The organism is Streptomyces sp. NPDC051310 (genome assembly GCF_044455245.1).
GTDB lineage: Bacteria > Actinomycetota > Actinomycetes > Streptomycetales > Streptomycetaceae > Streptomyces.
The window spans coordinates 50,015-75,836 of the sequence record NZ_JBITEO010000026.1; the positions used below are offsets into that span (position 1 = coordinate 50,015).

At 74.0% G+C, this 25,822-nt stretch carries 21 protein-coding genes and 1 pseudogene; 11 read left to right on the forward strand and 11 right to left on the reverse strand.

Features of this window, described 5'->3' with window-relative positions:
• Positions 1 to 48: 48 nt before the first annotated feature.
• The 3 genes from ACIA79_RS29065 to ACIA79_RS29075 form a co-directional block, all read right to left on the reverse strand.
• A complete protein-coding gene (locus ACIA79_RS29065; protein ID WP_399431345.1) occupies positions 49 to 375 on the reverse strand; it encodes a hypothetical protein in 327 nt (108 codons plus the stop codon).
• Between the two features lie 13 nt (positions 376 to 388).
• Positions 389 to 727, reverse strand: a complete 339-nt coding sequence (locus ACIA79_RS29070; RefSeq protein WP_399431346.1) for an STAS domain-containing protein — start codon at positions 725 to 727, stop codon at positions 389 to 391.
• A 471-nt stretch (positions 728 to 1,198) separates the two neighbouring features.
• A complete protein-coding gene (locus tag ACIA79_RS29075; protein WP_399431347.1) occupies positions 1,199 to 1,909 on the reverse strand; it encodes a lysophospholipid acyltransferase family protein in 711 nt (236 codons plus the stop codon).
• 484 nt (positions 1,910 to 2,393) lie between these two features.
• Between ACIA79_RS29075 and ACIA79_RS29080 the strand changes: the two genes are divergently transcribed.
• The 3 genes from ACIA79_RS29080 (at position 2,394) to ACIA79_RS29090 (ending at position 4,069) form a co-directional block, all read left to right on the forward strand.
• On the forward strand, positions 2,394 to 2,822 hold the full coding sequence (locus ACIA79_RS29080) for a VOC family protein (RefSeq protein WP_399431348.1): 429 nt from the start codon (positions 2,394 to 2,396) through the stop codon (positions 2,820 to 2,822).
• Between the two features lie 171 nt (positions 2,823 to 2,993).
• Complete coding sequence (locus ACIA79_RS29085; RefSeq protein ID WP_399431349.1) at positions 2,994 to 3,251, forward strand: EF-hand domain-containing protein; 258 nt, start codon at positions 2,994 to 2,996, stop codon at positions 3,249 to 3,251.
• 53 nt (positions 3,252 to 3,304) lie between these two features.
• On the forward strand, positions 3,305 to 4,069 hold the full coding sequence (locus ACIA79_RS29090) for a DUF817 domain-containing protein (RefSeq protein ID WP_399431350.1): 765 nt from the start codon (positions 3,305 to 3,307) through the stop codon (positions 4,067 to 4,069).
• Positions 4,070 to 4,380: 311 nt separating this feature from the next.
• Here the strand turns inward: ACIA79_RS29090 and ACIA79_RS29095 are convergent.
• Positions 4,381 to 8,163, reverse strand: a pseudogene (locus tag ACIA79_RS29095) (helix-turn-helix domain-containing protein); the annotation flags it as partial.
• 240 nt (positions 8,164 to 8,403) lie between these two features.
• On the opposite strand from ACIA79_RS29095, the gene ACIA79_RS29100 reads away from it, so the two are divergent.
• Together ACIA79_RS29100 and ACIA79_RS29105 are read left to right on the forward strand one after the other, a co-directional pair.
• Positions 8,404 to 9,075 (forward strand): L,D-transpeptidase family protein, encoded by a 672-nt coding sequence (locus tag ACIA79_RS29100; protein ID WP_399431351.1) that lies wholly within the window; start codon positions 8,404 to 8,406, stop codon positions 9,073 to 9,075.
• 452 nt (positions 9,076 to 9,527) lie between these two features.
• The gene (locus tag ACIA79_RS29105; protein ID WP_399431352.1) at positions 9,528 to 12,425 is read left to right on the forward strand and encodes an AAA family ATPase; all 2,898 of its coding nucleotides are present in this window, start codon (positions 9,528 to 9,530) and stop codon (positions 12,423 to 12,425) included.
• On the opposite strand, the gene ACIA79_RS29110 is transcribed toward ACIA79_RS29105, so the two are convergent.
• From ACIA79_RS29110 to ACIA79_RS29130, 5 genes are all read right to left on the reverse strand, one after another.
• Positions 12,409 to 13,317: a Crystal protein ET79 gene (locus ACIA79_RS29110; protein WP_399431353.1), complete on the reverse strand. Its 909-nt coding sequence runs from the start codon at positions 13,315 to 13,317 to the stop codon at positions 12,409 to 12,411. The two genes, ACIA79_RS29105 and ACIA79_RS29110, sit on opposite strands and share 17 nt — an antisense overlap.
• A 99-nt stretch (positions 13,318 to 13,416) precedes the next feature.
• Entirely contained in the window at positions 13,417 to 13,851 is a 435-nt protein-coding gene (locus ACIA79_RS29115; RefSeq protein WP_399431354.1) for a hypothetical protein, read from the reverse strand.
• A gap of 218 nt (positions 13,852 to 14,069) precedes the next feature.
• A complete protein-coding gene (locus ACIA79_RS29120) occupies positions 14,070 to 14,270 on the reverse strand; it encodes a hypothetical protein (RefSeq protein ID WP_399431355.1) in 201 nt (66 codons plus the stop codon).
• Entirely contained in the window at positions 14,267 to 14,614 is a 348-nt protein-coding gene (locus tag ACIA79_RS29125) for a DUF692 family multinuclear iron-containing protein (protein WP_399431356.1), read from the reverse strand. The genes ACIA79_RS29120 and ACIA79_RS29125 overlap by 4 nt, the downstream gene beginning before the upstream one ends.
• Before the next feature lie 19 nt (positions 14,615 to 14,633).
• Positions 14,634 to 14,756, reverse strand: coding sequence for a hypothetical protein (locus ACIA79_RS29130; protein WP_399431357.1), 123 nt, complete (start codon positions 14,754 to 14,756; stop codon positions 14,634 to 14,636).
• Positions 14,757 to 15,272: 516 nt separating this feature from the next.
• Between ACIA79_RS29130 and ACIA79_RS29135 the strand changes: the two genes are divergently transcribed.
• The 6 genes from ACIA79_RS29135 (at position 15,273) to ACIA79_RS29160 (ending at position 22,950) form a co-directional block, all read left to right on the forward strand.
• The gene (locus ACIA79_RS29135) at positions 15,273 to 15,557 is read left to right on the forward strand and encodes a polyprenyl synthetase (protein ID WP_399431389.1); all 285 of its coding nucleotides are present in this window, start codon (positions 15,273 to 15,275) and stop codon (positions 15,555 to 15,557) included.
• Complete coding sequence (locus ACIA79_RS29140) at positions 15,550 to 16,605, forward strand: polyprenyl synthetase family protein (protein ID WP_399431359.1); 1,056 nt, start codon at positions 15,550 to 15,552, stop codon at positions 16,603 to 16,605. Before ACIA79_RS29135 ends, ACIA79_RS29140 begins: the two co-directional genes overlap by 8 nt.
• Positions 16,606 to 16,707: 102 nt before the next feature.
• Positions 16,708 to 17,868 carry an oxygenase MpaB family protein gene (locus ACIA79_RS29145; protein ID WP_399431360.1) on the forward strand — a complete coding sequence of 387 codons (1,161 nt, stop codon included), beginning with the start codon at positions 16,708 to 16,710 and terminating at the stop codon, positions 17,866 to 17,868.
• A 273-nt stretch (positions 17,869 to 18,141) separates the two neighbouring features.
• Positions 18,142 to 19,695 carry a hypothetical protein gene (locus ACIA79_RS29150; protein ID WP_399431361.1) on the forward strand — a complete coding sequence of 518 codons (1,554 nt, stop codon included), beginning with the start codon at positions 18,142 to 18,144 and terminating at the stop codon, positions 19,693 to 19,695.
• Positions 19,692 to 21,269 (forward strand): S41 family peptidase, encoded by a 1,578-nt coding sequence (locus tag ACIA79_RS29155; protein WP_399431362.1) that lies wholly within the window; start codon positions 19,692 to 19,694, stop codon positions 21,267 to 21,269. The genes ACIA79_RS29150 and ACIA79_RS29155 overlap by 4 nt, the downstream gene beginning before the upstream one ends.
• 454 nt (positions 21,270 to 21,723) lie before the next feature.
• The gene (locus ACIA79_RS29160; protein ID WP_399431364.1) at positions 21,724 to 22,950 is read left to right on the forward strand and encodes a cation:proton antiporter; all 1,227 of its coding nucleotides are present in this window, start codon (positions 21,724 to 21,726) and stop codon (positions 22,948 to 22,950) included.
• Positions 22,951 to 23,209: 259 nt separating this feature from the next.
• On the opposite strand, the gene ACIA79_RS29165 is transcribed toward ACIA79_RS29160, so the two are convergent.
• Together ACIA79_RS29165 and ACIA79_RS29170 are read right to left on the reverse strand one after the other, a co-directional pair.
• Complete coding sequence (locus ACIA79_RS29165) at positions 23,210 to 24,382, reverse strand: zinc-dependent alcohol dehydrogenase (RefSeq protein WP_399431365.1); 1,173 nt, start codon at positions 24,380 to 24,382, stop codon at positions 23,210 to 23,212.
• Between the two features lie 100 nt (positions 24,383 to 24,482).
• Positions 24,483 to 25,427, reverse strand: coding sequence for an SRPBCC family protein (locus ACIA79_RS29170; RefSeq protein ID WP_399431366.1), 945 nt, complete (start codon positions 25,425 to 25,427; stop codon positions 24,483 to 24,485).
• Between the last annotated feature and the right edge of the window lie 395 nt (positions 25,428 to 25,822).

Here is a 25,822-nt window from a genome sequence, read left to right on the forward strand (position 1 = left end):
GGTGCGCGCGGATCCGCCGCGGACGCACCGGCCGCGGCGCGCGGGCTCCTACCGGCGCGACGCACGCAGGGCCGCGCCGGCGGATTCGACGTCCAGGTCGACGACGAGTTCGTCGCCCTCCCAACGGCCCCGCTGCGTGATCGCGAGGCCGATCAGCGCCAGTTCCGCCGCCTGGTCCCGCAGCGCGTGCTGCTCATGGCTCTCCTCACCCGGTCCCTCCGTCTCGTCACGCTCCCAGGCCGCCGCCGCGGCCTCGGCCACCGACCTGGGCAGCCGCACCGCGACCCGGCCGACCTGCGCGTCGACCTGGGTACCGATCGCTGCCGGCACGTCCGAGTCCTCCCGGTACCGCTCGTACTGCTCGTGATCCGCCATGGGCCGAGGCTACTCACGGCTCCGGTTCGGGGCTGGCCGCGCTGGCCAGGTCGGGAGCGAGGTTCAGGACGCTCTCCAGACCGGTGAGGGCGAAGATCCTGCGTACCGGGGACGTCAGGGGCACGGTGACGACCAGGTGTTGTGTGTGATGCGCCCGGACCAGCGCGCTCATGAGGGACGAGTCGGCGAAGGTGACGAGGCTCAGGTCGACCACGGTGCGCCCGATGCCGTCCGCTGCCGCTTGCTCCAGGACGGCGCGGAGTCGGGGTGTGGTGGCGATGTCGAGCTCGCCGGAGCAGAGGATGATCCTCGTGTCGTGTTCATCGGGCAGGGCCTGCACATGAGTGTCCATCCGCCGCCGCCTCCCTGCGCGCCGCCGGCCCACGGGCCGTGCACCACAACAGGGATGGTTACGGATGGCGGGCCGTCGCCGGTGTTGCCCGCCCGGCACCGGAATCGGTTCTCCGACCCATCGGTTGCCCGGGCAACGCACCGCTCGTGTTGTCCAGCGCTCATTGTCGTGTGTCGTCATGGTGGGCGCCACGCCTTCCTCCCGGCGAAGCGTTTCCGCAGCCACCGCAGGGCGTGGTGCACCGCAAACGCCCAGCCACGCGCCGTGCTTGCAAGCCCTGATCCGCACCCGTCGGGGTGCTCCGGCTGCTCACGATCTGCCTACCCGCCCCGGCGCCGTCTCCATGCGCTCCTGCTCCTGTCTGGCGTACACCCGCCACGGCCGACACGTCCGCACCACGTGGTGCGCGGCGCCCGACGCGCCTCATCCGCCTGAGCCCGACGGGCCTCACCCGCGTGTGGCCGACGCGCCTCATCCGCGTGTGCCCGACGGGCTGGGAGTCCGGCGCGGCGGCACCGACGGCCCGGCCAGGGCGGCCGGTTCGCCGATCCGGGCGGCCGCCGTGCGCCATGCCTCCGTCACCGCTTCGTACGCCTGCGCCGTGCGCGCGGCACGGTCGCCGGTGAGCGCGAGCGGCGCCCCCACGTGGACGTGCAGGGCCGGGCGGCGGGCCGGTGCCGTCACCAGGCCCGCGAGCTGCTTGGCCACGCTCCCCGAGATGATCCGCCGCGCTCCGGCCTGGCCCACCGGCACGACAGGTGCGCCGGTGCGCTCGGCAAGTCGGGCCAGCCCCGAGCGGAAGGGACCCGGCGCGGCTTCGGCAGCGTCCTTGCGCGACGGGAGGCCGCCCTCGGCGTAGATGAGGATGACCCGTCCCTCGTCCAGGGCGGCCGCGGCGCGGTCGAGTGCCTGCGCGGCGCGCCGGTCCTTGCGGTGCACGGGTATGTGGCCCTCGCGGGCCAGGGCACCACCGAGTACGGGCAGGCGCCACAGGCCGGCGGCCGCCATGACGACCGGCCGGACGCCGCACCGGTGCAGCGCGGCGAGGACGACGGCGGGGTCGGCGAGCGAGGTGTGGTTCGCGACGACGATGCTGCCGGGCGCCAGGTCGGCATCGGCGTCAGCGCTCACCGTGAGGCGCCCGAAGGCGGGCACCAGGTTGTGCGCGAGGCGGCTGAGCATGTGGTTCTCCCGGTACGGACGACGTGATCCTCATCGTCGGCGGGGCGAGGGCGGGCGAGCCTGAGCACGCGTACTCAATTCCGCACCGCGCACAACCGGAACCGGTCCGGGCGGTTCCGCCCGGCCGTGTCCGGCTGTCCGGCGACGCCGCGCGGGCGGCCTCGGCGCCGGCGTGGTGGGGTTGCGGGTCGCCGGAAGGCCGCCGGAACACAACCCGGCGATTACACCGCGGGGGACGCCCACGGTGACTGACGCACCGTCATAGTACTCTCGGCTGTTGTTGGTTGCCGTGATCACGGCGTACCGCTAGAGTCCGATACGTGACTGCCGGGTCGGCCATGGGCCACACACGAACGGGTTCCCCGGCCTCGGCGTGAGCTCGAGGCGGGCACGAGGCCCGCCCCCTGCTTTTCCGTACCTTCGCTCCCCGCGCCCCTCACCGGCGCGCTCTCCACCCCTCACGAAGACGGGAAAGTCCTCACGCATGCCGTACGACCAGCAGCACCCGCACGATTCCGCGGTCCCGACGACCACGGTCCAGCTCAACCACACCGCCGTCTACGCCCGCGACCGTCAGCTCTCGGCCGAGTTCATCGCCACCATCCTGGGGCTGGAGGTCGGCAATCCGATCGGGCCGTTCCTCCCGGTCGACCTGGGCAACGGTGTGACGCTCGACTACTACGAGAAGCGGGACGAGCCGATCCAGTCGCAGCACTACGCGTTCCTGGTGCCCGACGCGCAGTTCGACACCATGATCGGCCGTTTGGAGGCCGTCGGTGTCACGTACTACGCCGACCCCGGACACACCGAACCGGGCCGGACCAACGGGATGTTCGGTGGGCGTGGTGCCTACTTCGACGACCCGGACGGCCACAACATGGAGATCCTGACGCGGCCCTACGTCCGCCCCTGAGCGCCTCACGTCGCGTCGTCGCCGCAACGGCCTCCGCCGGTCCGGGCACCACCCTGGGCCGGCGGGCCGGGCCGGGCGGCGAGGACGAGGGGAACCCGGTCGGGCGGCGGTGCGTTCACCAGCGTGAGCGGGCCGGCCGGCCCGTTCGCCGACGGAAGGAACGCACACGACGTGAGCAGCGACAAGGCCAGGACGCTCTTCGAGGCGTTGGATCTTGATGCGAACGGCACGCTGACCCGCGAAGAGGTGATCACCGCGCTGCGGACGAAGGGGCCCTCCCTGGCGGCATCGGGGGTTCTGCCGTTCTGGGGCCTGGGGGACGCCGACGCCTCATCCGCGCTGTTCGACACCGCCGACCAGAACGGGGACGCGGTCCTGACCCTGGAGGAGTTCGCAGCGGTGGTCGACCGCCGTTTCGGCTGGCGCTGAACCGCTCCGTGACCTGTGGCGTCCTCTCCGGCATGCACGGATTCCTCGGCGGCGTGGGTCAACTGTTCAGGTTCGCGGTCATGCAGGCGCGGTGCTGCGCGTTCGCGGTGGCGTTGCTCGGCGGCCTCGCGGTCTCACGCGTCCTGCCGGAGCTGCCGGTCGCCCGCTACGACCTGGTGCTGGTCTACGGCATCCTGCTGACCCTGGGCGCCCGCGCGATGGGCTGGGAGAGCCGGCGGGACACCCTGGTGATCGCGGCGTGCCATGTCGTGGGACTGCTGTTCGAGCTCGTCAAGGTACGTCTCGGGTCGTGGAGCTACCCCGAGGAGGCGGTCACGAAGATCGCCGGTGTGCCGTTGTACGGAGGGTTCCTGTACGCCGCGGTGGCCAGCTACGTCTGCCGGGCCTGGCACCTGTTCGAACTGCGCTTCACCGGTTACCGCGCCGCCGCGACGGCGGTCGTCGCGGCAGCGGTGTACATCAACTTCTTCACCCACCACTGGCTGCCCGATCTGCGCTGGCCGCTGGCCGCCGCGATGGTGGGGGTGACGGCCGGGGCGTGGGTCGGGTTCACCGTGGGCCGGAGCCGCTACCGGATGCCGTTGGCGGTGTCCTTCGTCCTGATCGGCTTCTTCCTGTGGGTCGCGGAGAACGCGGCCACCTACGTCGGCGCCTGGAGCTACCCCCACCAGCTCGAAGGGTGGCAGCCGGTGGCTCTCGGCAAGTTCGGCGCCTGGGCCCTCCTCATCAGCGTGACGTTCGTCCTGGCCGAGCGGCTCAAGGGGGCGGAGGCGCCGGAATCCCGGGCGGCCGGCTGAGCGGCGGGCCGCCCGGGGTGGCGGCCGTTCAGCAGGTCTCCCGGTAGGGGACCCCCGGCACGTAGGTCTTCCAGTCCCCGGGGGGAGAGCCCGGTGCCCAGGCGGGCGCAGAGCGATGCGGCGGCGCGGCCGGGATCGATGTCGTACGACTGGACGAGTACGTGCGCGCCCGCCGCCCGGAGGGTGGTCCCGTCCGGGCCGAAGGCGAGGGCGCGGATCGTGTCGCCGGGCGTCGGCAGTGCCGCGCCGAGGAGGCGGTGGGACGTGGTGTCCCACAGTTGCAGCGTGCCGGAGTTCCCCGCGACGGCGAGGGTCGTGCCGTCGGGCGAGAAGGCCAGCGCGGACACGGCCTCGTCCTCCACGTGGCGGGCCCCCGTGTGGGTCCCGGGGAGCGCCCCGAGGCGTGCGCGCAGGTCGCCGTCCCAGACGGTGACGCGGCCCAGCAGGTCGCCCGCCGCCAGACGGGTGCCGTCCGGGCTGAAGGCGAGGGCGGTGGTGTCGTCACCGCCCAGCACGCGCCGCCGGACCCGGCCGGAGGTCAGATCGGCGACCGAGTCCGCCCAGGAGACGACCGTGCCGCCGTCGGGGCGCAGGACCAGCTCCTCCCCGCCGAAGCCGGAAAGTGTGCGCAGGCGCTTGCGGGCCCGAACGTCCCACAGTTCGAGCACTTCGCGTTCGCCCATGCGGGAGACGGCGAGCGTCCGGCCGTCGGCGCCGAGCGCGATCCCGGAGATGCCGAGGGGCAGTTCGTCCTCGGGGAGGGGCGTACCGCCCTCGTCGAGGTCGAGCCTGGCGAGCACCCGGCGCGCGCGTACGTCCCACACGGTGATGAGCTGGGGTTCGGCGGCGTCAGGGTCGATGTCCTGCAGGGCCCGGCCGTAGGCGAGGTATCCGCCGTCGGGGCTGAACGCCAGGCGGTCGGAGCAGCTGCTCTCGGGCTGCGCAGTGCCGGCGGCCGGCTCCAGGCCGGCCTGCTCCGGACGCCCGCCGGCCGCGGTGCCCTTCCCGGCCGCGGTGGCTCCATCGTCCGCGGTGGCTCCACCGTCCGCAGTGCCTTCACCGGCCGCCGTGCCTTCACCGCTCGCCGTGCCCTCCCCGGCCGCCGTGCCGTCGCCGTCCGTGTCCTCGGGGGAGTCCTCCGACGGCTCGTCCGCCGGGAACGGCGGACAGGGGGCGCCCGGAAGCTCGGCGAGGAGCCGGCCGCGGTCGTCCAGCAGCCGGTAGCCGGCCCGGTCACCGCCGCCGTCCACGGTGGCCAGCAGCCGGCCGTCCGGGCTCCACTCGGCCTCACCGGTCCCCCGGTCGTGCCAGCCGCCGGTCACGGCGCGGCCCAGGGTCAGCGACCGGACGATCGTTCCGCTGCCGGAGGCGTACCGTACGGCGCCCCCGGCGACGTCCAGGCGCAGGGCGTAGGGGGTCTCGTTGACCAGCGTGTAGCGGAAGACCGGGGCTCCGGGGGCCGCGATGCGCCACAGCAGGATCTCGTTGGCGAGGGTGGCCGCCACGGCGAACCGGCCGTCGGGGCTGAACCCGAAGTGCTGGACCCCCGGGGCCGCGAGCCGGAACGGAGTACGGCCGCTGCGCAGGTCCCAGGTGCGGATGCCGCTGCCGGTGACGAGCGCGATGCCGCGGCTGTCGGGGGTGAAGGCGAAGCCGCCTTCGAAGCAGTGGTCCTTGCCCGCGCCGGGCAGCCACGGCAGCGGCAGCTTCCCGCCGCGGCCGGTGCCCGCGGTGCCGGCGTCGCGCCCGAGGCTGCGGATCTCCAGGGGCCGCTCGTCCGTGCACAGGGCCAGCCAGCGGCCGTCGGGGCTGATGGCGCTGTCCTGGACCGCCTCCTCGGCCCCGACGGGGAAGGCCAGCAGCCGACGCCGTCGCACGACGTCCCACACCTGCACGCCGGCCGTGTCGTCGAACTGCTCCCCCCAGCTCTCCACCAGCAGGGTGCGCCCGTCCGGGCCGAACTTCGCGCTCATGGCGGACGGCACGGGGAGACGGCCCGTCACACGGCCGCTGCGCACGTCCCGGAGTCGTATGCCGTCCTCCTCCAGCAGCGCCAGCGTGCGGCCGTCCGGGCTGAGCGCCGTCCAGGGCGTGTTGTCCTCCTCACCGGGGTGTCCCCCGGCTCCGGCGTGGGTGTGGACGTGCGTGTGGGTGCGACGGTGGGTGCGTACGTCCCAGGTGTCGACGCGGTCCGGCGCGACCGACACCAGCGTGCGGCCGTCGGCCGTCAGATAGTTGTCGGCGGTACGGGAACCGGCGTCCGGGAGGGTGAAGACGTCCTGCTCCTTCTGCCCGACCGCGCCCAGCAGGGCGGACCGGGTCTGCGGGGTGGGTGCGAGGCGCCAGGCGGCGACACTGAGGCGCATCGCCTTGAGCGGGTCGGTCAGGCGCAGTCCCTCGGCGACGGCGGCCAGACGCCCGGCCTCCGCCTCGACGCGCCTGCGGTCGCTCGTACGGCTCTCCTGCCACGCGACACCGACGGCGAGCAGGGCCAGTACCAGCAGGCAGGACAGCGCTCCGGTCAGGGCGTGGCGGCGCCGGCGCTCCCGGGTGCGGCCGGCGAGGGAGGCGGTCAGGAAGGCGTCCTCGACCGCGGTGAGCGCGGCGGGCCGCCCCGGCCCCGTGCGGAAGTGCTCCTCGGCGGCGGCCAGGCGGGCGCCCCGGTACAGCGCGCCGGGCTCCCGGCCGAGGTCGTCCCAGGCACGAGCGGCCTCCGTCAGACGGCGGTGGGCGCGCAGGCGTTCGCGGTCCTCCTCGATCCAGGCACCGAGCCGGGGCCAGGCGGTGATCAGTGCCTCATGGGCCAGGCTGACCGTGTCGTCGTCGAGCGTGACCAGCCGGGCGCCGGCCAGCCGGTCCAGCACATGGGCGACGTCCTCGGGGGCGGCGATGTCGAGCTCGGCGCGGGGTGCGGGACGGCGCGTGTCCTGGGAGCCCTCGCCCGGTGCGATCAGCCGCAGCATCAGCAGCCTGGCGAGGCCGGCCTGCGCGGGCGAGAGACGGGAGTGTACGTCCTCGGCGCTCTGTGCGATCGCGCCCTCCAGCCCGCCCGCGGCGTGGTACGCCTCCTCCGTGAGCGCCCGGCCGCGGCGCCGCCGCCACGTCTCGCGCAGGACGTGCGACAGGAGCGGCAGGCCGCCGGGGCGGCCCTCCACCTCCCGCACGAGCCGGGCGGTGAGGGAGAGTTCGACGATCAGCCCGGCCGCCTGGGCCGGTCTGACGACGACCTCACGGAGCTCCGCCTGGCTCATGGGGCCCACGAGCACGCTCGTCTCGCGCAGGGCCCGGGCCAGGTCGCGGTGCTCCGCGCAGCGGGCGTAGAAGTCCGCCCGTACCGCGATGACGACCCTCAGGCGGCTGTCCGGGCGGCGGGCGGCCAGCAGCAGGTCGATGAACGCGGCACGTTCGGCCTGGTCGCGGCAGAGCGTGTACACCTCCTCGAACTGGTCCACCACGACGAGCGTGTCCCCGGCCGCGTCGTCGCCGTCGCGGGGGCGCAGCGCTTCGGCATGCGTGGTCAAGGGGTGCTCGCCCGGGGTCAGGACGCGGATGGCCGCGAGGCGGACCGGCACGGCGGCGGTGACGGTGGCGGTGCCTGCGTGGCCGTCGCGCCGCAGCGCGGGGATGAGCCCCGCCCGCAGCAGCGAGGACTTGCCGCTGCCGGAGGGGCCGAACACGGCGGTGAAGCGGTGCTCGGCGACCGACTGCCGCAGCACGGCGGTCAGTTCGTCCCGTCCGAAGAACCGGTCGTGGTCGCCGGGTTCGAAGCGGGCGAGCCCCTGGTACGGGGGGTCCTCGGAGGCGTCGTCTGCCCGGACCCTCGCGGCCAGCGCCTCCGCCTCCGCCTCGCGCCAGCGCCGCTCCCACTCGTGCGGATCGCCCCCGCAGGCCGTGACGTAGGCGAGGGCGACCGCCAGCGAGGGCAGGTGCTCGCCGGCCGCCGCCTGCGAGAGGGACGTCACGGAATAGTGGGCGCGCCGGGCCATCTCCCGGTAGGTGAGGCCGCCGGCCTCCTGACGCAGCTTGCGCAGCTCGTACGCGAACCGCTGGACCGGCCCCGCGTTCGGATCGACCGGTGTCTCGCGACGCCCCATGGTGTGTCTCCCCCGTCCCCCCGTGCGCGGGTGCGTCACCGCGCGACGGGCCAGGGTAAGGAGACCGCCAGGGGTGCGGCAAGCGCCGATCCGGTCGCCGACCGGCGGCTTCTTCTTTGTTCGGTCCGGCGGAAGGGGCCTGCTGAACAACCGTCGGTGCTGGTGAACTCGGTGTCGCCGGCCCGGATCGGGGCCGGAGGTCGCCCCGGTCACGGGGCACTCAACGGGGAGGAACCCTTCATGATCACGACACGTTCGGCCAGGCCCGCGCACCGGTCCCTGAAGGCCCTGGCGACCGCGGGAGCGGCAGCCGTGGCGGTGGGGCTGGTCCCGGCGGCGGCGGGGGCGCAGGCGTCGGCGGCTCCGCAGGCGGCCGGGGTGGCGACGGCCAAGGCGGCCGCGGCCGCGAAGAGCTACACCTACCTCCAGTACAAGAAGAACAAGAAGGACCCGTCGAACTCGCGCCTGTCGCTGATCCACGTCCAGCAGATCAGCCCCGACAAGACGCGCTCGTACGTGCTCGACAGCTGGCGCGCGGGCTCGGGCCTGGGCACCGCCAAGAACAAGGTCGGGCGGAACGCCTGCCAGTCGAACGTGGGCTGGCTGCCCAGCGGCGACTACAAGATCGAGTACTTCAAGAACAACTTCGTCGGCACCATCAACGGCATCGTCTGGAAGCTCCAGGACAAGCGGTGCAAGGCGAACGGGAAGAAGGGCACCAAGCGCGACGCGCTGTTCATCCACAGCGAGATGAAGTCCAACGGCAAGCAGGGCAGCAGCGAGCCGACGCGCTGGGACGGCAACGGCGACTACAAGTCGGCCGGCTGCGTCAAGCTCAAGCCGTCCGACATCCGTGAGCTGAAGGGTTACCGGAGCAACTTCCCGAAGCCCACGCGCCTCTACGTCTCCTGACGTCGCACCGGCCCGGCCCCGGCCCCGCCCCCACCCGGGGGCGGGGCCGGACCGTTGCCGGGCCGCACCACCACAGGCGGGGCCGGTCCTGCGGCAGGCTCCGGCGCCCCGGCCGCCGGGGCGGGGGGTGTCCGGCATGCACACCGCGCGTGCCCCGCCTCCGGAGGACGGCCGGATTCCGATGGCCGCCGACGGGGCCGCCCACCGGTCCGTGGCCGGTTCGCCGCCGGTGGCACGACCGTGTTCCGGATGAGGTGTCCGTGGGGGCGCTGAACGTCCCCGTCCTTCCCGAAGGTTGGCGTGCTGCCGGGAAAAGGCGTACGGGCACGGGGTCGGGCATGGCCGGAACACCGCGCTTCCGGCCGCTCCCCGGCGGCACCGCGCCGCCTGCTCGCCGGCCGTCCTCCATGATGCGTTCCGGGAGCTCGCCCACCTGACCAGTGGACGAGCGGATGCCGAGGGGCACCGACACCTGGGACGAGGGGGAAGACGTGCTGATCGAGCGCGACGAGGCGTTCAGCACCGCTGCCGCGGCCGCGGCAGCCGCACGGGGCGGGAGCGGACGCTGGCTGCTGCTGGCGGCGCCCGCCGGGATGGGCAGGACCGCCGTGCTCGACGCGATCGTACGACGGGAGGCCCGGGACGCCGCCGGCGCCATGGGCATCCGGTTCGTACGCTGCGCGCCGGAGGAGACGGCGTTCCCGTACGGGCTCGTCCGGCAACTCTTCCCCGAGGACGAGACGGTGCCGTTCGCGGCGCCCGCCGAACCCGGCGAGCAGCGCGTGTTCCACCGGCTGGTGTCCCGCCTGGGCCGGTCCGCCGCCGAGCGCCCCGTGCTGCTCGCGGTGGACGACCTGCACCACGCCGACGCGGCGTCACGGCGCTGGATCGGCTACCTCGCGCGCCGTCTCTCCCGGCTCCCCGTCCTGCTCGTGCTCACCGAGTGCCTGGACCAGTCGGACCCGACGCCGCTCCCGTCCGCCACGGGCACGCCCGTACGGCTCCGCTCGCTCAGTGCGCCGGCCGTCCTGCGCGTCGCCCGCGCCGGCGGCCTGGGCGAGGAGCAGGCCCGCACCTGTGTCGAGGCGGGCGCGGGCAGTCCGGCCCTGGTGCGGGCGCTCATCGCCGATCTCGGTGACGGACCGCTGCCCCCGCGGCCGTCCGGCCCGGCGCGCAGCCGGTACCGCGAGGCGATCACCGGCTGGCTGCGGCACCGGGCGGATCCGCGCTCACGCCACGTCTGCCTCGCCCTCGCCGTGGCGGCCGGCGGCGAGACCCCGGCCGGCCCCCGCCTCCTCGACCAGCTCGCCGACCTCTGCCCGGAGCGGCGGCCCGCGAGCGCGAGTTCCGTGCGGCGGCTCGGCAGGCTGCTGCGCCATCCCCTCGCGCGGGAGGCCGTGCTCGCCGCCGCGGAGCCCGGCGAGGCCGCCGCCTTGCACGAGCGGATCGCCCGGCTGCTCGACGAGGGCGGCGCACCGGCGACGTCCGTGGCCGCCCGGCTGCTGCACGTCGACCGGCCCGGCGAGGAGTGGATGACGCATTCCCTGGCCGAGGCCGCGGAAGAGGCCGCACGAGGCGGACGCGTCACCGAGGCGACCGCGTACCTGCGCCACGCCCTGAGCGCACCGCTCCCTCCCGGCCGGCGTGCCCCGCTCACGCTCCGCCTCGGCGCCCTGGAGCTCCCGCACAGCGCCGCCGCCGGTATCCGCAGGCTGCGCACGGGAGTCGGGCTGCACACCGATGTCCGGGAGCGGGCCGCCGCGGCGCCCGCCCTCGGTGCCGCGCTCGTCGCGGGCGGGCGCACCGAGACGGCGCTACGGGTCCTGCGCCAGGCCAGTCGCGGCACGGACGACGACGAACTCGTCCACGTCCTGCAGACCCTCACCGCCCTCATCTCCTCGCACGACGCCGTCGCCTGGCGCAGCGCCGTCGTCCGCCTGCGCGCGCTCGCGCCGACCGCCCCCGCCGCCATCGAGCCGCTGGTCTGCGGCCTGATCACCGAGTACGAGGCCGGGGCCGGGCTCTGCTCGGCGGCCGACGTCCTCCGGCGCGTCCGGCCGCGACTGGCGGCGCCGGTGGACCCGCGCCTGCGGACCGCCTGGCTGGGCAGCGCGGCCACTCTCCTGCAATGGGCGGACCGCCTGCTGGAGGCGCGCGCCCTCGCCGACTCGTGCCTGCCCGCGCCGCCCACTCCGCCCGATCTGACGGACGCGGGGGTGCAGTGCCTGCTCAGTGTGCGGGCCGAGGCCGCGCTGTGGGAGGGCGACTTCGCCCGTGTCATCGCCGAGAACACCTCCTTGGTGGAGGCGTCCACCGGGCAGGGCGTGCGCATGCCGCACCTGGTGGCGATGGTGGCGATCGCCCGCCATGAGACCGGCCGGTCCGCCGAGGCGCGGCGACTGCTGACCGCCCCCGGCCTGTCCGGGCCCGACAGCTCCTGGGAGTGGAACGAGCTGAGTCATGCGCGGGCCCTGCTGCACGCGGCCGACGGGAACTGGCAGGCGGCGCTCGACGACCACCTGGCGTGCGGGGACGGCCAGAGCGCCCGGGACTTCGTCAGCCCGGTGGCCACGCCGTGGCGTTCCGGCGCGGCCTTCGCCCTCGTGCGGCTCGGGCGGCGGGAGCAGGCCCGCGAGCTCGCCGAGGAGGAGTTGCGCCACGCCAGGACCTGGGGAACTCCCCGTACGGTCGGACGGGCGCTGCGGGCGCGTGCTGCGGCCCTGGGCGGCAGGCGGGCCCTGGAGTCGCTGGCCGAGGCCGCCGAGTTGCTCCGGTCGAGCCCGGCGCCCGTGGAGCTCGTTGAGACCCTGATCGACCTCGGCCGGGCCCGTATCGAGGCCGGCAACGGCCGCAGGGGGCGCGACGAGCTGCGCGAAGCGCACGCCACGGCCCTGCGGCTGGCCGTGGCCGACCCGGGGCCAGGCACCGGGCAGGGGGCAGGCCCCGTCACCGGCCACCCCGTCACCGGCCACCCCGTCACCGGCCCCCCCGTCACCGGCCGCCCCGTCACCGGGCGCCTCCTCGGCCTGGCGGAGGAGGCGCTGCGGGCGGCGGGTGCCCGCAGCCGCCCGCGGGCCACGACCGGCTGCCACGCCCTGACCGCAGCCGAGCGGCGCATCGTCGACCTGGCGGCCGGCGGGCACACCAACGCGCAGATCTCCGCCGCGCTGCACCTCGCCCGCCGCACCGTGGAGACGCACCTCACCAGCGCCTACAGGAAGCTCCAGGTCACCCGGCGTACGCAACTCGCGGGCGCGCTGGGGCGCGACACGGACCGGGCGGCCGCCCCGGCCGGGGGCCCTGCCGGGCCCCCGCGTGCTCAAAACGAGCACGTCATCGGGACAGGGTGAACACCGGGTCGGCGTTGTCACCGCCGCCACCGGACAGCCGGCACTGGAATCCGGCGGGCGCCGAGCAGTTGTAGCTGTTGCTGCCCACGTAGGGGTTGTTCCACTTGACCTTGACGCTGCCCACGCCCTCGAGCACGTACGCGGCCTCGCCCTCGGTGCCGGTCGCGAATCCCTCGGACTCGCTCTGCCACGCGCGGGTGTTCCCCGGCGGGATGGACTCCGGCGGGTACTGGTTGGTGCTCCACACCCCCCAGTACAGCCGTGCGTCGGTGCGGACCATCAGGCGCTCGGTGTGGTTGTTGAACGTGACGTGCGTGCTGCGGGCGGCCTGCGCCGCGAGCGGCCGGAGCTCGCCGGCGGAGGCCGCCCGACCGGCCGTGGCCTGGCCGCCGGACAGGGTGAAGCGCACCGTGGCGTTGTTGCCGCCACCGGTCGAGGAGTCCCGGACGCAGCGGTACCCGGCCGGCGCCGTGCAGCTGTAGCCGTTGCTGCCCACGTAGGGGTTGTTCCAGTGGACGGCGACCTCACCACCCGCTACGGAGAAGGAGGCACGCCCTTCCGTCCCGGTCATCATGCCGCAGGACTCGCTCTCCCAGGAGCGCAGCCGGTTGCCCGGGATGTACTCGGGGACGAGGGAGGTCCAGCAGCCGTGCTGGAGCTCCGCCTGGATGCGCTGCATCCCGCTCGCGGTCCGGTTGTCGAACTCCACCGTGGTGCTGCGGGCGGCCTGAGCGCCCAGCGGTGCGTCCGTCCTCGGGGCGGGGAGGGCCGGGGAAGCGGTGGCCGGAGAGGTGAGGGCCGCGGTGCCGCCCAGCAGGAGTGCCGCGGCGAGGAGAGCCCGCGCGGCCGTGCGCCGGGGACGGGAGGCGCGGAAGGGCTTGTTCGTGTTCACGGTTGCCTTTCGGGCAGGAGGAAGCGGGAGCGGTGCACGAGGCGGACGCGGTCCGCCGGGGACGGGCTGGGCGTGCGGGCGTGCGGGCGTGCGGGCGGCTCAGGTGTAGTGGATCCACCAGTTGGTGGTCTGCCGCACGGTGTCCCACACCTGGGTCAGGTAGTAGGCGGTCGCCCTGCCGACGGCGAGGGTGAGCTGCGCCGCCGCGGCAGCGATCCCGGGATCCGTGTACGGGCCTTCCCGCCATCCGGCGAGCGCGCCGGCTTCGGCACCGCGTGCCGTGGTCGCGAGCGGTCCGCCCGCGGTGAGGTCGCTCGCGGAGAAGCCGGTCGCGGTGGCGCCGCTCGCGGAGGAGCCGCTCGCGGAGGAGCCGCTCGCGGAGGAGCCGCTCGCGGAGGAGCCGATGGCGGTGGCACTGCTCGCTGTAGCGCTCGGGGCGGCGCCGTCCGCGTCCGCGGCGTGCGCCGCTGCGGGGCCGCCGAGAACGGCCACGGCGATGAGGGCGGACAGAACCGCGATTCTGCTGGTACGCATGGGTGCACTCCCCTGTCGGAGGGTGGAAGCGGGTACGGAGGGGGCGACGGCCGCCCGTCTCGCCCCGTCACCACGGTGGGCGGCTGCCCGGGCACCAGACTGTCCTGTCCGCCGGCGCCCGGGCATCGTGGAAATCCACGAACGCACGCGGCACCCGGGTGGACCGGTGCCGTGCCGTCCCAGCAGGAGAAGCAGGCGCTCCCGGCAGAGCGCGGTGATCACCTCGCCCGCTTGGCCCGGCCCACGGCCGCGGTGAGGGCGAGGCGCTCACGGTCGATGCCCAGCAGGACGCGCGTCTCGTGATCCGTGAGGGCGTACCGGTGGCGCACGTCATCGGGGTCATCGTGCAGCCGGTGGCGCACCTCGTCGTCCACCAGGACGGCCGCCGGCGCGGCCTGGAGCCCGCGTGCGCCGTTCACCGGGCGCCGCCGTTCCCCACGATGCGGCGTATGCGGAGCAGGTCGTCGGCGACTTCGCCGAAGTCCTCGGGGTAGTCCTGGTCGCGTTCGATCATCATTCCCTTGAGGTGGGGTGCCCGGGGCACGACGTACTCCAGGAGCTCGAACACCTCGTCGGGAACGCGTGCGCTGTGCGTGTCGAGCAGCAGCGACGGCCCGCTCTCACCGCCCGCCAGGTGGATCTGCACCACCCGTTCCAGGGGGATGCCGTCGAGGAACTCCTCCGCGCCGAAGCCGTGGTTCACCGCGTTGATGTGCAGGTTGGTGAGGTCGAGAAGCAGGCCGCACGCACAGTGCTCCAGCACCTCGGTGAGGCCCGGGCGCTCACGGGATGACCACCGTGTCCTCGGGGAGCACGAATTCGCTCAGCTTCTCGACGGGAACGCTGAAGCACGAGCCGTCGCGGGCCTGGATCACCATCCGGTCGCCCGGGGCGTCGGCGTTCATGGCGTGACCCGCCGGTCCGGCGTCACCGCGAGGCACATGGCGCAATGGCAGCCGCCACCGCCGCAGTAGCAGTAACCGCAGCCGCAGGCCGCATGGTCGTCGCCCGGAGCGGCCGTCCTGCTCCTGCGCGGGATGTATACCGGCTCGAAGAGGAAGGGGTCACCCGTGTCCGTACGCGGAGGTGAGGCGGAATGCTCTGCGGATTCCATGGCGTCCTCCTCAGGAGGATCGACGTCCGCTTCCCCACCAGTGTCTCCCCACCGACCACGGCCGCCCACTCGATCGGCGGGCGGGCATGTCCGCTCCGGTGGCCGCGCGACACGTCCGGCCCGGTGCCCGCGCGTGCACGTCCGGCCCGGTGGCCGCGCGGACACTCGTACGCGCTCCGACGTGCGTTCCTGTATGTCGCTCGAAAGGGGATCAGCACGTTCCGCCGCTACCGGGGTCGGCATGCTGAGACGCAGGGCGCGGTGCACGGACGTGCCCCTCGCCGCGAACGACCTCTGGGGGACCCGTATGCCGCACACCACGCCACCCGACGGGCGCAGGGATCAGCAGGCCCTTTTGATCGTCGCGGGGTTGGCCGACCTCGCGGTGACGGCTGTGGGATCGGCCGCAGGCGCCGTCCGCTCACTGCTGCGCCGGTCGGACGCGGTCGAGCTCGTCAAGGAGGCCGAAGCGGATCTGGAGGCACGGGGCCGGCTCGCGCTGGACCGCTACGGCAGTGTGCCGCCCGCGCACTTGGAGGTCCTGGCCCGGCGGGTGCTCGCGCGGCGGACCGCCGCCGGTGGCGATGTCTGACCTCGCGGAGCCGGAGACCTTCAAGTCCCGCATCAACGAAATCCTGCGCACGTTCCTCACCGGTGAGGTCGACCGTTTCCTGGACATCGACGAGGCCCTGCGGCCCGTGGGCGAAGAGATCGAGAAGGTCGCCCGGCACGGCAAGCGGCTTCGCGCGGCGTTCTGCTACTGGGGCTGGCGTGCCGCCGGACAGCCCGACAGCGACGCGCTGATGCGGGCCGCGGCCTCCATGGAGCTGGTGCACGCCGCGGCCGTCGTCCACGACGACCTCATCGACGGCAGTCCGCTGCGCCACGGTGTGCCCACCGCCCACCTCGCTCTCCAGGACGCCGTACGCGGCCGGCCGGACACGCCGGCGGCCGCACGCGCCCTGGCGATGCTGGCCGGTGACTACCTGATGGCCCTGGCCGGACAGCTGTTCACCACCTGTGGTCTGCCCGCCGCCTACCTCGCCCGGGCCCGTACCGTCTGGGCGGCCCTCGCCCGGGAGTTGATCGCCGGTGAATGCCTGGAGATCCTGCACACGGGCGGCGACCACACGGACACCGACACCCCGCTGAAGGTGATCCGGTACAAGACCGCCAAGTACACCGTCGAACAGCCCCTGCTCCTCGGCGGCATGCTCGCCGGTGCCTCCCGCGCGCTGCGCGAGACGTACTCCTGCTACGGCATTCCGCTGGGTGAGGCCTTCCAGCTGCGCGACGACCTGCTCGGCCTGTTCGGCGACCCCGAGCGGACGGGCAAGTCCGGCCTGGACGACATCCGCACCCATCGGCCCACTGCCCTGCTGGCCCTGACCTGGCGGAGAGCGGACGCCGCCCAGCGGCGGGAGCTGCGCCGAATCCTGGGCAGCGACGGCCTCCACGGCGAGCACCTGAACGAGATCCGCACCCTCATGACCGATGTCGAGGCGCCCGCACGGGTCGAGCGGATGATCGACGCACGGGTGGAGGAAGCCGTCCGCTCCCTCGACGGCGTCGACGTGCCCGCGCAGGCCCGCCGGGCCCTGCTCGACCTGGCCCACCGCGCCACCGCCCGCCACCACTGACCCCCTGACCGGTACCGCGGTCCGGGCTTGCCGCCCGCCGTCCCGTCCACCGTCCCCGCCCGCCGGCCGGCCGGTGCGACGGGCCACTTCGAGGAGAGCGTGATGATGTACACCGAGGCGTCGATGGACGCACTGCGCCGGAGCGGCGACGAGCTCGCCGACGCGGTGGTGGCCACCCTGTTCGAGCGGGGCGAGGTCGGGACGTTCAACACCTTGATGCGCTACGTCTCCACCGCCGGCGCTCCGCTGCCCGACGGGCTGCCCGATGTGGCCCGCGCCTACCTCCAGGAGACCGCCGCGCCCCCGAGCTGGGTCGACTGGGGCGAGATGGAGAAGGCCCGGTTGTTCTTCATCGACAACAACGTGCACGTCTCCACCGCCCTGTCCTTCGCCTCGATGCCCGCCTGCTACGTCGTCCCGCACGTGGCACGGCTGCTGTCGAAGGCCCACGGGCTGCACTACCCCTCCAAGCGGATGGCGGAGACGGGGCAGTTCACCGTCTACCTCATGCAGCCCGACGCCTTCGAGTCCGGCAGCCGCTTCGTCCCCGCGGCGCAGAAGGTGCGTCTGCTGCACGCCTCCATCCGCCATCACCTGCGGCGCGGGGACCACTGGGACAGCGAGGCCCTCGGGGTGCCGATCTGCCAGGAGGACATGATCGGGGGGCAGATGTTCTTCTCCCTGCTCGTCCTGGACAGCCTCCACCGGCTCGGTATCCACATGAGCACCGAAGGCGCCGAGGCCTACTACTACGCCTGGCGCGTCGTGGGGGCCATGCTGGGCGTCGACCAGGAAGCCGTCCCGCGGACCCTGGACGAAGCCCGCCGGTTCCTGGACCTCTACATGCTGCGGCACATGGGCCCGAGTGCCGAGGGCGTCCACCTCACCCGCCAGTTGGTCGACCTGTACGAGGAGGTGGTCCCCGGCACCTTCTTCGACCCCGTCGTCTCCGCCCTGATCCGCTATCTCGTCGGTGACACCTGCGCCGACTGGCTGGAGGTGCCCCGCACCAGCTGGGACACCGTAGTCAAGGCCGCGCCGCGGCTGCTCGGCGTACTGGAGAGCATCGAGGACCGTTCTCCCTTCGGCGCCTGGGCCCTGGACCGGCTCGGACACCTCACCACGATCCTCGAACTGTCCACCCTGACCCGCGGCCGTGTCATGCACTACGCCATCCCCGAAGACCTGAAGAGCGACTACGGCATCGACCCGGCCGTCCCTCCCGCCCGGCGCTGGACGCCGCCGCCCGCGACGGTCTCCTGAACGGCACCGCGGCCGGCGGCGGCATACGGCGGGCCGTCCCCGTCCCGCGGCGCGCGGTGGGCGCCACGAGTTGCGCCGAGCGCCACGCGGTGGTCCGCTGAAGGAAAGACCGGCCCGGCCGCCGACAACCCCGGCGGGCCCCGGGGCCGTGACGCCCCGGCCGCCCCGCGCGTGAGGCACGCGTCCGGCCGGCCGCCCGCACGCCGACGGCACGAGGTCGTCGGTTCCGCGGCCGCGCGACGGGCACACGCCGAACCGGGAGGCACCGGGCTGATGGCGCTCATACTGAACGGCACGGTCGTCACCTGCGACACCGACCACCGGATCCTCGACCCCGGGGCCGTCTACGTCGGTGACGACGGCCGCCTGGCCGCGGTGCGGCCGGCCGGGCAGGCGGCGCCCGCCGGGTTCTCGGACGCGCCGCGGATCGACACGGGCGCGCTGATCTTCCCGGGCCTGATCGACCTGCACAACCACATCGCCTACAACACGCTTCCGCTGTGGGAAGCGGTCGGCGTCCCCTACCTCCATCACGACCGCTGGGTCGGCGAACGGCGGCCGCCCGACTACTCCACGTCGGTCACCTGGCCCGCCAAGGTGCTGGGTCAGGCCGCGCCCGAGGCACTGATCAAGTACGTGGAGGTCAAGGCCCTGATCGGGGGCACCACTTCCCTCCAGGGAGCCCCTCACTCGACGCGGGCGGTCGACGGGTGGCTCGTGCGGATCGTCGACAACGAGAAGCTCCCGGCGGGCACCGACATGGTGATGACGGCGGCGCTGCAACTCGACGAGGAGGTGCTGCGCGAGGAGCGGGCGCCCCGGCTCGACGGCACGCGTCTGCTGATCTACCACGTGGCGGAGGGCAGGAGCGGGTCCATCGTGCACCGCGAGTTCGAGGAGCTCGAGCCGTGCCTGAAACCGGGGCTCATCGGCGTGCACGCCACCGCGCTGACCCCGGCCGATTTCGCGAAGTGGCAGGACGCGGTGTCGGCGATCAGCCCGGAGGAGAAGGGGACCGTCGTGTGGTCACCGTTCTCCAACTACTGGCTCTACCACGACACGACGCGCGTGACCGACGCGGACGGGCAGGGGCTGCGCATCGCCCTCGGCTCCGACTGGGCGCCGTCGGGTACCAAACACGTGCTCGGCGAGCTCAAGGTGGCCGACTCGGTCAACCGCCACGAGTTCGGCGGGCACTTCGACGACCGGGACCTGTGCGACATGGTCACGGCGAACCCCGGTGACGCGCTGGCGACCGCCTGGGGACCGCATGTGGGGCGGCTCCAGCGCGGCAGCGCCGCGGACCTGCTTGTGGTCGAGCGCCACGAGCCGGCTCGGGACGCCTACCGCAACCTGATCGACGCGACGGAACGCCACGTACGGCTGGTGATGGTGCGCGGCCGGCCGTTCTACGGGACGTCCGCGCTGATGGCCGCAGCCGGGGCCACGGACACCGACACCATCACGGTGGCCGGTCTGAAGCGCCGTGTGTCGGTGCGTCAGCCCGGCCGTACAGACGCCCAGCTGGACTGGCCGGGCGTCAAGCACGCGCTGGAGGTGGTCCGCGACGACCCGGTGGCCGCCTGGCGGGCGTCACAGGACGCGCTCGCGGCGTGGGGCGGGCCGCTCGACGACCCCGATGCGCCGCTGACGCTCTTCGGTGACATGCCGGACGGCGATACGGGACTGTTCGCCGCCGCCGGCGAGGTACCGCCGGACCTGGTCGTCCCCCGCCTGGACCCGCTGACCCACGACGCGGCCTACTTCGCCGCGGTGGCACGCGGCGGCGTGCCCCAGCTCCGGCACCTCGCGGACTACTACCCATGAGCGCGGTGGCGTGGCCGGACCGGAGCCTGCCGGAGTCGACGGAGCTCGCCGCGTTCCTGGAGCGGGCCGAGGCCGGCCCGTTGCCGCTCGCGGACCGCCACCGGCTCGTGGCCGCCGCCCGCGTCCTGCTCGAGGAGCTCTACGTCCACCTGCCGCTCAAGCGGGCGATGCACGCCATCGATCCGGTGCAGCGCCTGCGCCTGCTGGAGCGCCGTCTTCCGCCGCTCAGCGAGCTGCAGTTCCACTCCGAACTGGCGGAGGTCTTCCGGAGCCTGCGCGACCTGCACACCGTCTACCAGCTGCCCGACCCGTACCGCGGCCACGTCGCCACGCTCGGCTTCCTCGTCGAGCGGTACGTCGACCCCGACGGGGTGCCGCACCACATCGTCTCGAAGATCGACGCTTCCCTCGTCCACGCGGGCTTCGACGTCGGCGCGGAGCTCGAAGCGTGGAACGGTGTCCCGATCGAGCGCGCGGTCGAGCGCAACGCGGCCGCACAGGCGGGCTCCCACCTCGACGCGCGGCTGGCGCGCGGGCTGGAGTCGCTGGCGCTGCGCCCACTGCGGACCGGTCCCCCACCCGACGAGCACTGGGTGCTGCTGTCCTACCGCGCCGCCGACGGGCGGAGCCGCGAGACGCGCGTCCCCTGGCGCGTACGCGCCGCGGAGCGGCACGCGGGGCGCGCGCAGGATCCGGTCCCCACGTTGGCGACGAGCCTCGGCATCGACGCGGGCCGGGAGGCCACGCGCCAGGTCAAGCGGGCGCTGTTCGCGGCGCCCCCGGCACGGCGCTCGGCCCCGCGCTCCCTCCGCAGCGTCGTCGACCACCGGACGGTGCGGTTCCACGGCCGGTCGTACGGATATCTGCGCATCTTCTCGTTCAACGTCCCGGGCGCGCGGGTGTTCGCCGAGGAGGTGGCGCGCATCGCGGCGGGCGCCCCGGCGGGCGGGCTGATCGTGGACGTCCGCGGCAACCCGGGGGGCCACGTCCCGGCGGCGGAGACCGCCCTGCAGGTCCTGAGCGGCGGTCCCGTCGTCCCCGTGAGCTTCTCGCTGCCGACCACACGCGCCGCGCTGGCCCTCGCGCGGGACGGCCCGGGCTTCCGTCCCTGGGCGGGTTCGATCCGCGCGGCGGTGGAGACGGGCGAGGTGTACTCGCAGGGGTTCCCGCTCACCGACCCGGAGGCGATCGCGGCGGGGCTGCCGCGCTTCACCGGCCCGAAGGTCCTGGTCACCGACGCGCTCTCCTACTCGGCCGCCGACATCTTCGCCGCCGGTTTCCAGGACAACGGCCTCGGTCCCGTGCTCGGGACCGCCTCGCGGACCGGTGCCGGCGGGGCGAACGTCTGGACGCATGAACTGCTGCGCGTGTGGCTGCCCGAGCTGCTCACCGAGCTGCCGCGCGGCGCCGGCTTCCGGGTCGCGCTGCGGCGCGCCACGCGGGCACGCGGCAACGTCGACGTCCCGCTCGAGGACCTCGGCGTCCGGGCGGACGAGGTGCACCTCCCGACGGAGCGCGACGTCACGGGGCAGAACGAGGACCTGTTGGCGGCGGCCGCCGCGCTGCTCGCCTGAGTGCGGCCCCGGTGTCCGCGGCGGAGCGCGGTCCGGTGCCGGCGCGGACGGACGGCCAGTCAGCCGGGCGCGCCCGGCGCGGGACGCACCCCGCTACGGTGCGCACCGCAGCGAGGACGGCCCGCGCCGCGGTGCGCACCGCACCGCGGACGGCCCGCGCCGCGGTGCGTACGGCGGCGCGGGCGGCCCGTCGGCCCGGCGCATCCGGCGGAGGACGCACCCGCGGTGCGTACGGCAGCGCGTGCGTGCGGCAGCGCCGGCACCGTCCGGCGGCATCGCCAGGCCCGTGCGGAGGCAGCCCCTGCCGCGGTCGGCCGGTCCGGGGGCGGAGGGCGACGGACGGACCGGTGGAGTGTCCGACATGCCGCCCACCGGCGCGCGAGCGCGGCGGGCCCGGGGTCCGGCTCTAAGCTGCGCACATCGGGAAGGGCCCGGCCGGAAAGCGCAGGACGTCATGCTTGCCGTCACCGTCATCGCGGGCATTCTGTTCACGTGGGCCGTGCTGTCGCACCGGCTCGCCCGCTGGAGCATCACCGCCCCCATCGCGATGATGGTGGCCGGCATCCTGCTCACCCGCGGTGACGAGCCCGTCTTCCGCTTCGACTTCGACACGGCCGCCCTCGAACACGTGGTGGAAGTCGTCCTGGCGCTCATCCTCTTCGTCGACGCCACCGAGGTCCCCCCAGGGGTCATCGGCCGGGAGAAGGGAACCGTCGCCCGTCTGCTCGGCGGCGCGCTGCCGCTCACGCTGTGCGCCGCGTTCCTCGCCGCCCTCGCCTTCTTCCCGGACCAGCCGGGGTGGGTCCTGGCGGCGCTGGCGACCGTCGTCGTCCCCCTGGACCTGGCCCCGACCTCCGCCGTCGTACGGGACCGGCGGATCCCGGCGCGCCTGCGCGATGTGCTCAACGTCGAAGGGGGCCTCAACGACGGCATCGTCTCCCCGGCGTTCCTCCTGTGCGTCGCCGCGGCCGTCGCCTCGCACACCCGGGGCGAGGACTACACGGACGCGTTGCTGGAGGCGGTCGTCTCGGCGGCGTGGGCCGTCGCCGCCGGTTCGGTCATCGGCTACTCGGCCGGCCGGCTGCTGCGCCGCTCCTATGCGCACGGCTGGACGCAGCCCGCGGCGACGCGACTCGGTGTGCTGACCGTGCCGATGGCCGCGTACAGCCTGTCCGTGGCGCTGGGCGGCAACGGTTTCGTCGCCGCCTTCGTCGCCGGCCTCTGCCTGGCACCGGCGATGCCGCACCTCCCCCGGGACGCGGTGGAGATGACCGACGACCTGGTCGCCCTGCTGTCCCTCTCGCTGTGGTTCCTGTTCGGGCAGATGGTGAACGACGAGTTCTGGGACGGCTTCCACCTCTCCGTGGTCCTGTACGCCGTCGTCGCCGTGACCCTGGTCCGGATGCTCCCGGTGCTGCTGGTCCTCTCGGGCAACGGGATGATGTCGCGCGACAAGCTGTTCCTGGGGTGGATGGGCCCCAGAGGCGCGACGTCGATCGTCTTCGGGCTCCTCGCGGCGGTCGAGCTGCCCGCCGTCAGCGGTGGCTTCATCAGCCGCGTCATGGTGATCACCGTGATGGTCAGCATCGTGCTGCACGGGCTGAGCGCCGAACCGATCGGCCGCGCCTATGCCCGCAGGGCCCGCGCCCGGCCGCAGACCCCCGCCGGACCGCCGGGCTGACGGACCGCCGTGCCGCGGGCCGTCACCGGCCCGGCCGTGCCGAGGGCCGAGCCCGGAGGCTGGCGGCGTCACTCCCCGGCCCGCAACGGCGGAAGGCCCCGCCGCGGGGGGGTGCGGCGGGGCCTCGGCTCGGCACGGTCGGGGGGGCAGCCGAGCTCGGGTCTGCATGCTGGTGCCCCGGATCCGGCCCGGCAACCCCACTGTGACGGGGCGTGGCCGGAAACGGCCCGTGCCCGGACGCCCGGCCGCGACACCTGGTTCAGGGAGTCAGCACGACCTTGTTGCACTCGTCCTGCTTGTGCTTGAACATCTCGTAGGCCTGGGGGGCTTCGTCCAGGGACATGTGGTGGGAGATGACGACGGACGGGTCGATCCGGCCGGCGCGGATGTGGTCCAGGAGCGGCTTCGTGTAGCGCTGGACGTGGCACTGCGCGCCGCGCAGCGTCAGGGACCGGTTCATCAGCGAACCCATGGGGAACTTGTCCAGCAGCCCGCCGTACACGCCGATGACGGAGACGGTACCGCCGTTGCGGCAGGAGAGGATCGCCTCGCGCAGGGCGTGCGGGCGTTCGGTCTCCATGCGGGTGGCCTGCTTGGCCCGGTCGTAGGCGTGCACGGGGCCGGTGGGGTGGTGCGCCTCCATGCCGACGGCGTCGATGCACGCGTCCGGTCCGCGTCCGGCGGTCATGTCGCGCAGCGCCTTCAGAACATTGGACTCCTCGTAGTTGAGCGTTTCGGCACCCGTGTGCCGCTCGAGCCGCTCCAGCCGGTAGGGGAAGCGGTCGATGGCGATGACGCGTTCGGCGCCCAGGAGGAAGGCGCTGGCGACGGCGAACTGCCCGACGGGGCCCGCGCCCCACACGGCGACGGTGTCTCCGGGACGGATGTCGCACATCTCCGCGCCGATGTATCCGGTGGGCAGGATGTCGGAGAGGAACAGGACCTTGTCGTCCGACAGTCCGTCCTCGATCCTGACCGGTCCGATGTCGGCGAACGGCACCCGCGCGTACTCGGCCTGGCCGCCGGGGTAGCCGCCGAGCATGTGGGAGTAGCCGAAGATGGCGGCCGGGCTGTGCCCCATGACCTTCTCCGCGAGGCCCGCGTTGGGGTTGGAGTTCTCGCACACCGAGTACAGCTCGTGCTCGCAGGCCCAGCAGTGGCCGCACGCGATGGGGAAGGGGACGACGACCCGGTCGCCCACGGCGAGGTTCGTGACGTCCTTGCCCACTTCCACGACCTCCCCCATGAACTCGTGGCCCAGGATGTCCCCCTTCTTCACGGTGGGGACGTATCCGTCGTACAAGTGGAGGTCCGAGCCGCAGATCGCGGTGGACGTGACCCGGACGATGGCGTCCCGGGAGTTGAGGATCGTGGGGTCGGGGACGTCGAGGACCTCGACGCTGTTGCGCCCCGTCCAGCAGATGGCCTTCATGGTGCTCTCTCTCCTTCGGCTCGGCTCGGCGCGGCGGCTGCTCACGCCCGGCTCCGCCCGGGTCCGGTCGGGATCGGCCTCCGCCCGGGACCGGTCGGGTTCAGCGCTTGAGCGGCTGGGCGGGGCGCTGCCTGGCCTGGCGCATCGCGCGGGTTCCCTCGGGGCTGCCCTCCGACCGGACGACCTCTCCGGTCTCCAGTACCTGCTTGAAGCGGCGCAGACCGTCGCGTACCTGCTGCTCGGGGTGTTCGCCGAACAGCTTGGCCACGGCGGCGCCCGCCTTGCCCGCGGGCGGCCGGTAGGAAAGGTCCACGTGCAGTTCGGTGCCGCGGTCCCCCGGGGCGTCGCTGAACCGCACCGACCCGGCGTTGTCCACGCCGCCGCGACCGGCGGTGGAGCGCCACGCGATGAGCTCGTCGGGACGGTCCTCGACGACCTCGGCGTCCCACTCGACGGTGCGCTTCATCGGGCCGCGCGCCTTCCAGTGCGTATGCCCGTCGTCGTACTCGACCGAGTCCAGATGCGTCATGAAGGTGGGGAGGTTGGTGACGTCGTGCCAGTAGCGGTACACCTCGGAACGGGGCCGGTTGACGGTGATGGAGGCGTGCACCTCCATCGGTGCCGGTTCCTTGCCGGCCGCTCCGTCGCGAGCGGAGGGTTTGTGCCGCAGGGCGCGGGACGCCGTGTAGACGTCGGCGGCCGCGATGGTGGCCACGGCGGCGGTGACGGCGGCCGCGCGGACACGGCGGCCACCGCTGCGGGTGGCGATCGCCCGGCCCAGCGCGGCGAGGTCCACGGCGTCCCCGAAGACGCGGGTCCACACCAGGGGGGCGGGCCTGTCGCTGCCCAGCAGCAGCACGGCGTGCGCCAGCTCGCGCACGCCGACCAGGGGGACGGCATTACGTGCGGTGGTCGAGTCGTCCACACCCGCGAGGCGGCACACCGCGCGGGGAACGGTGAGCTGGGCCGCGCCCAGGCCGAGGCTCGCCCAGCCCAGCAGGCGGGCCTGCCGCTCGGTGGGATCGTGGTAGCGGTGTCGGTTCATGGCTTCCTTCGCAGTCGGCCGCACGGACGCGCACACGTCCCGCGCGGATGCGTCGGCTCACGTCGACGGTTCGCCCGGGCTCCGGTGCCGCCGGTGCGCTCTGCTGCCGGTGCTGCCGGTGCTGCCGGTGCTCCGGAGCGGTTCGGTTGTCGTGCCCGTCGCCGGCGGCCGGCACGGGGCACGTCCGGATCGTCCCCGATGTCTGCCGACGGCGACCTGTTCCGCGTAGCCGTACGGGCCTGGATGAACCCCACGGAAAGGTAAAGAACGCGCATAGCCGCGTGCGGGTGTCGTCCCGGGCCGGGGGGGGGGGGGGGGGGGGGGGGGGGGGGGGGGGGGGGGCGGGGGGGGGCCGCCCGCCCGCCCCCCCCGGCCGCCCCCCCCCCCCGCGGGGG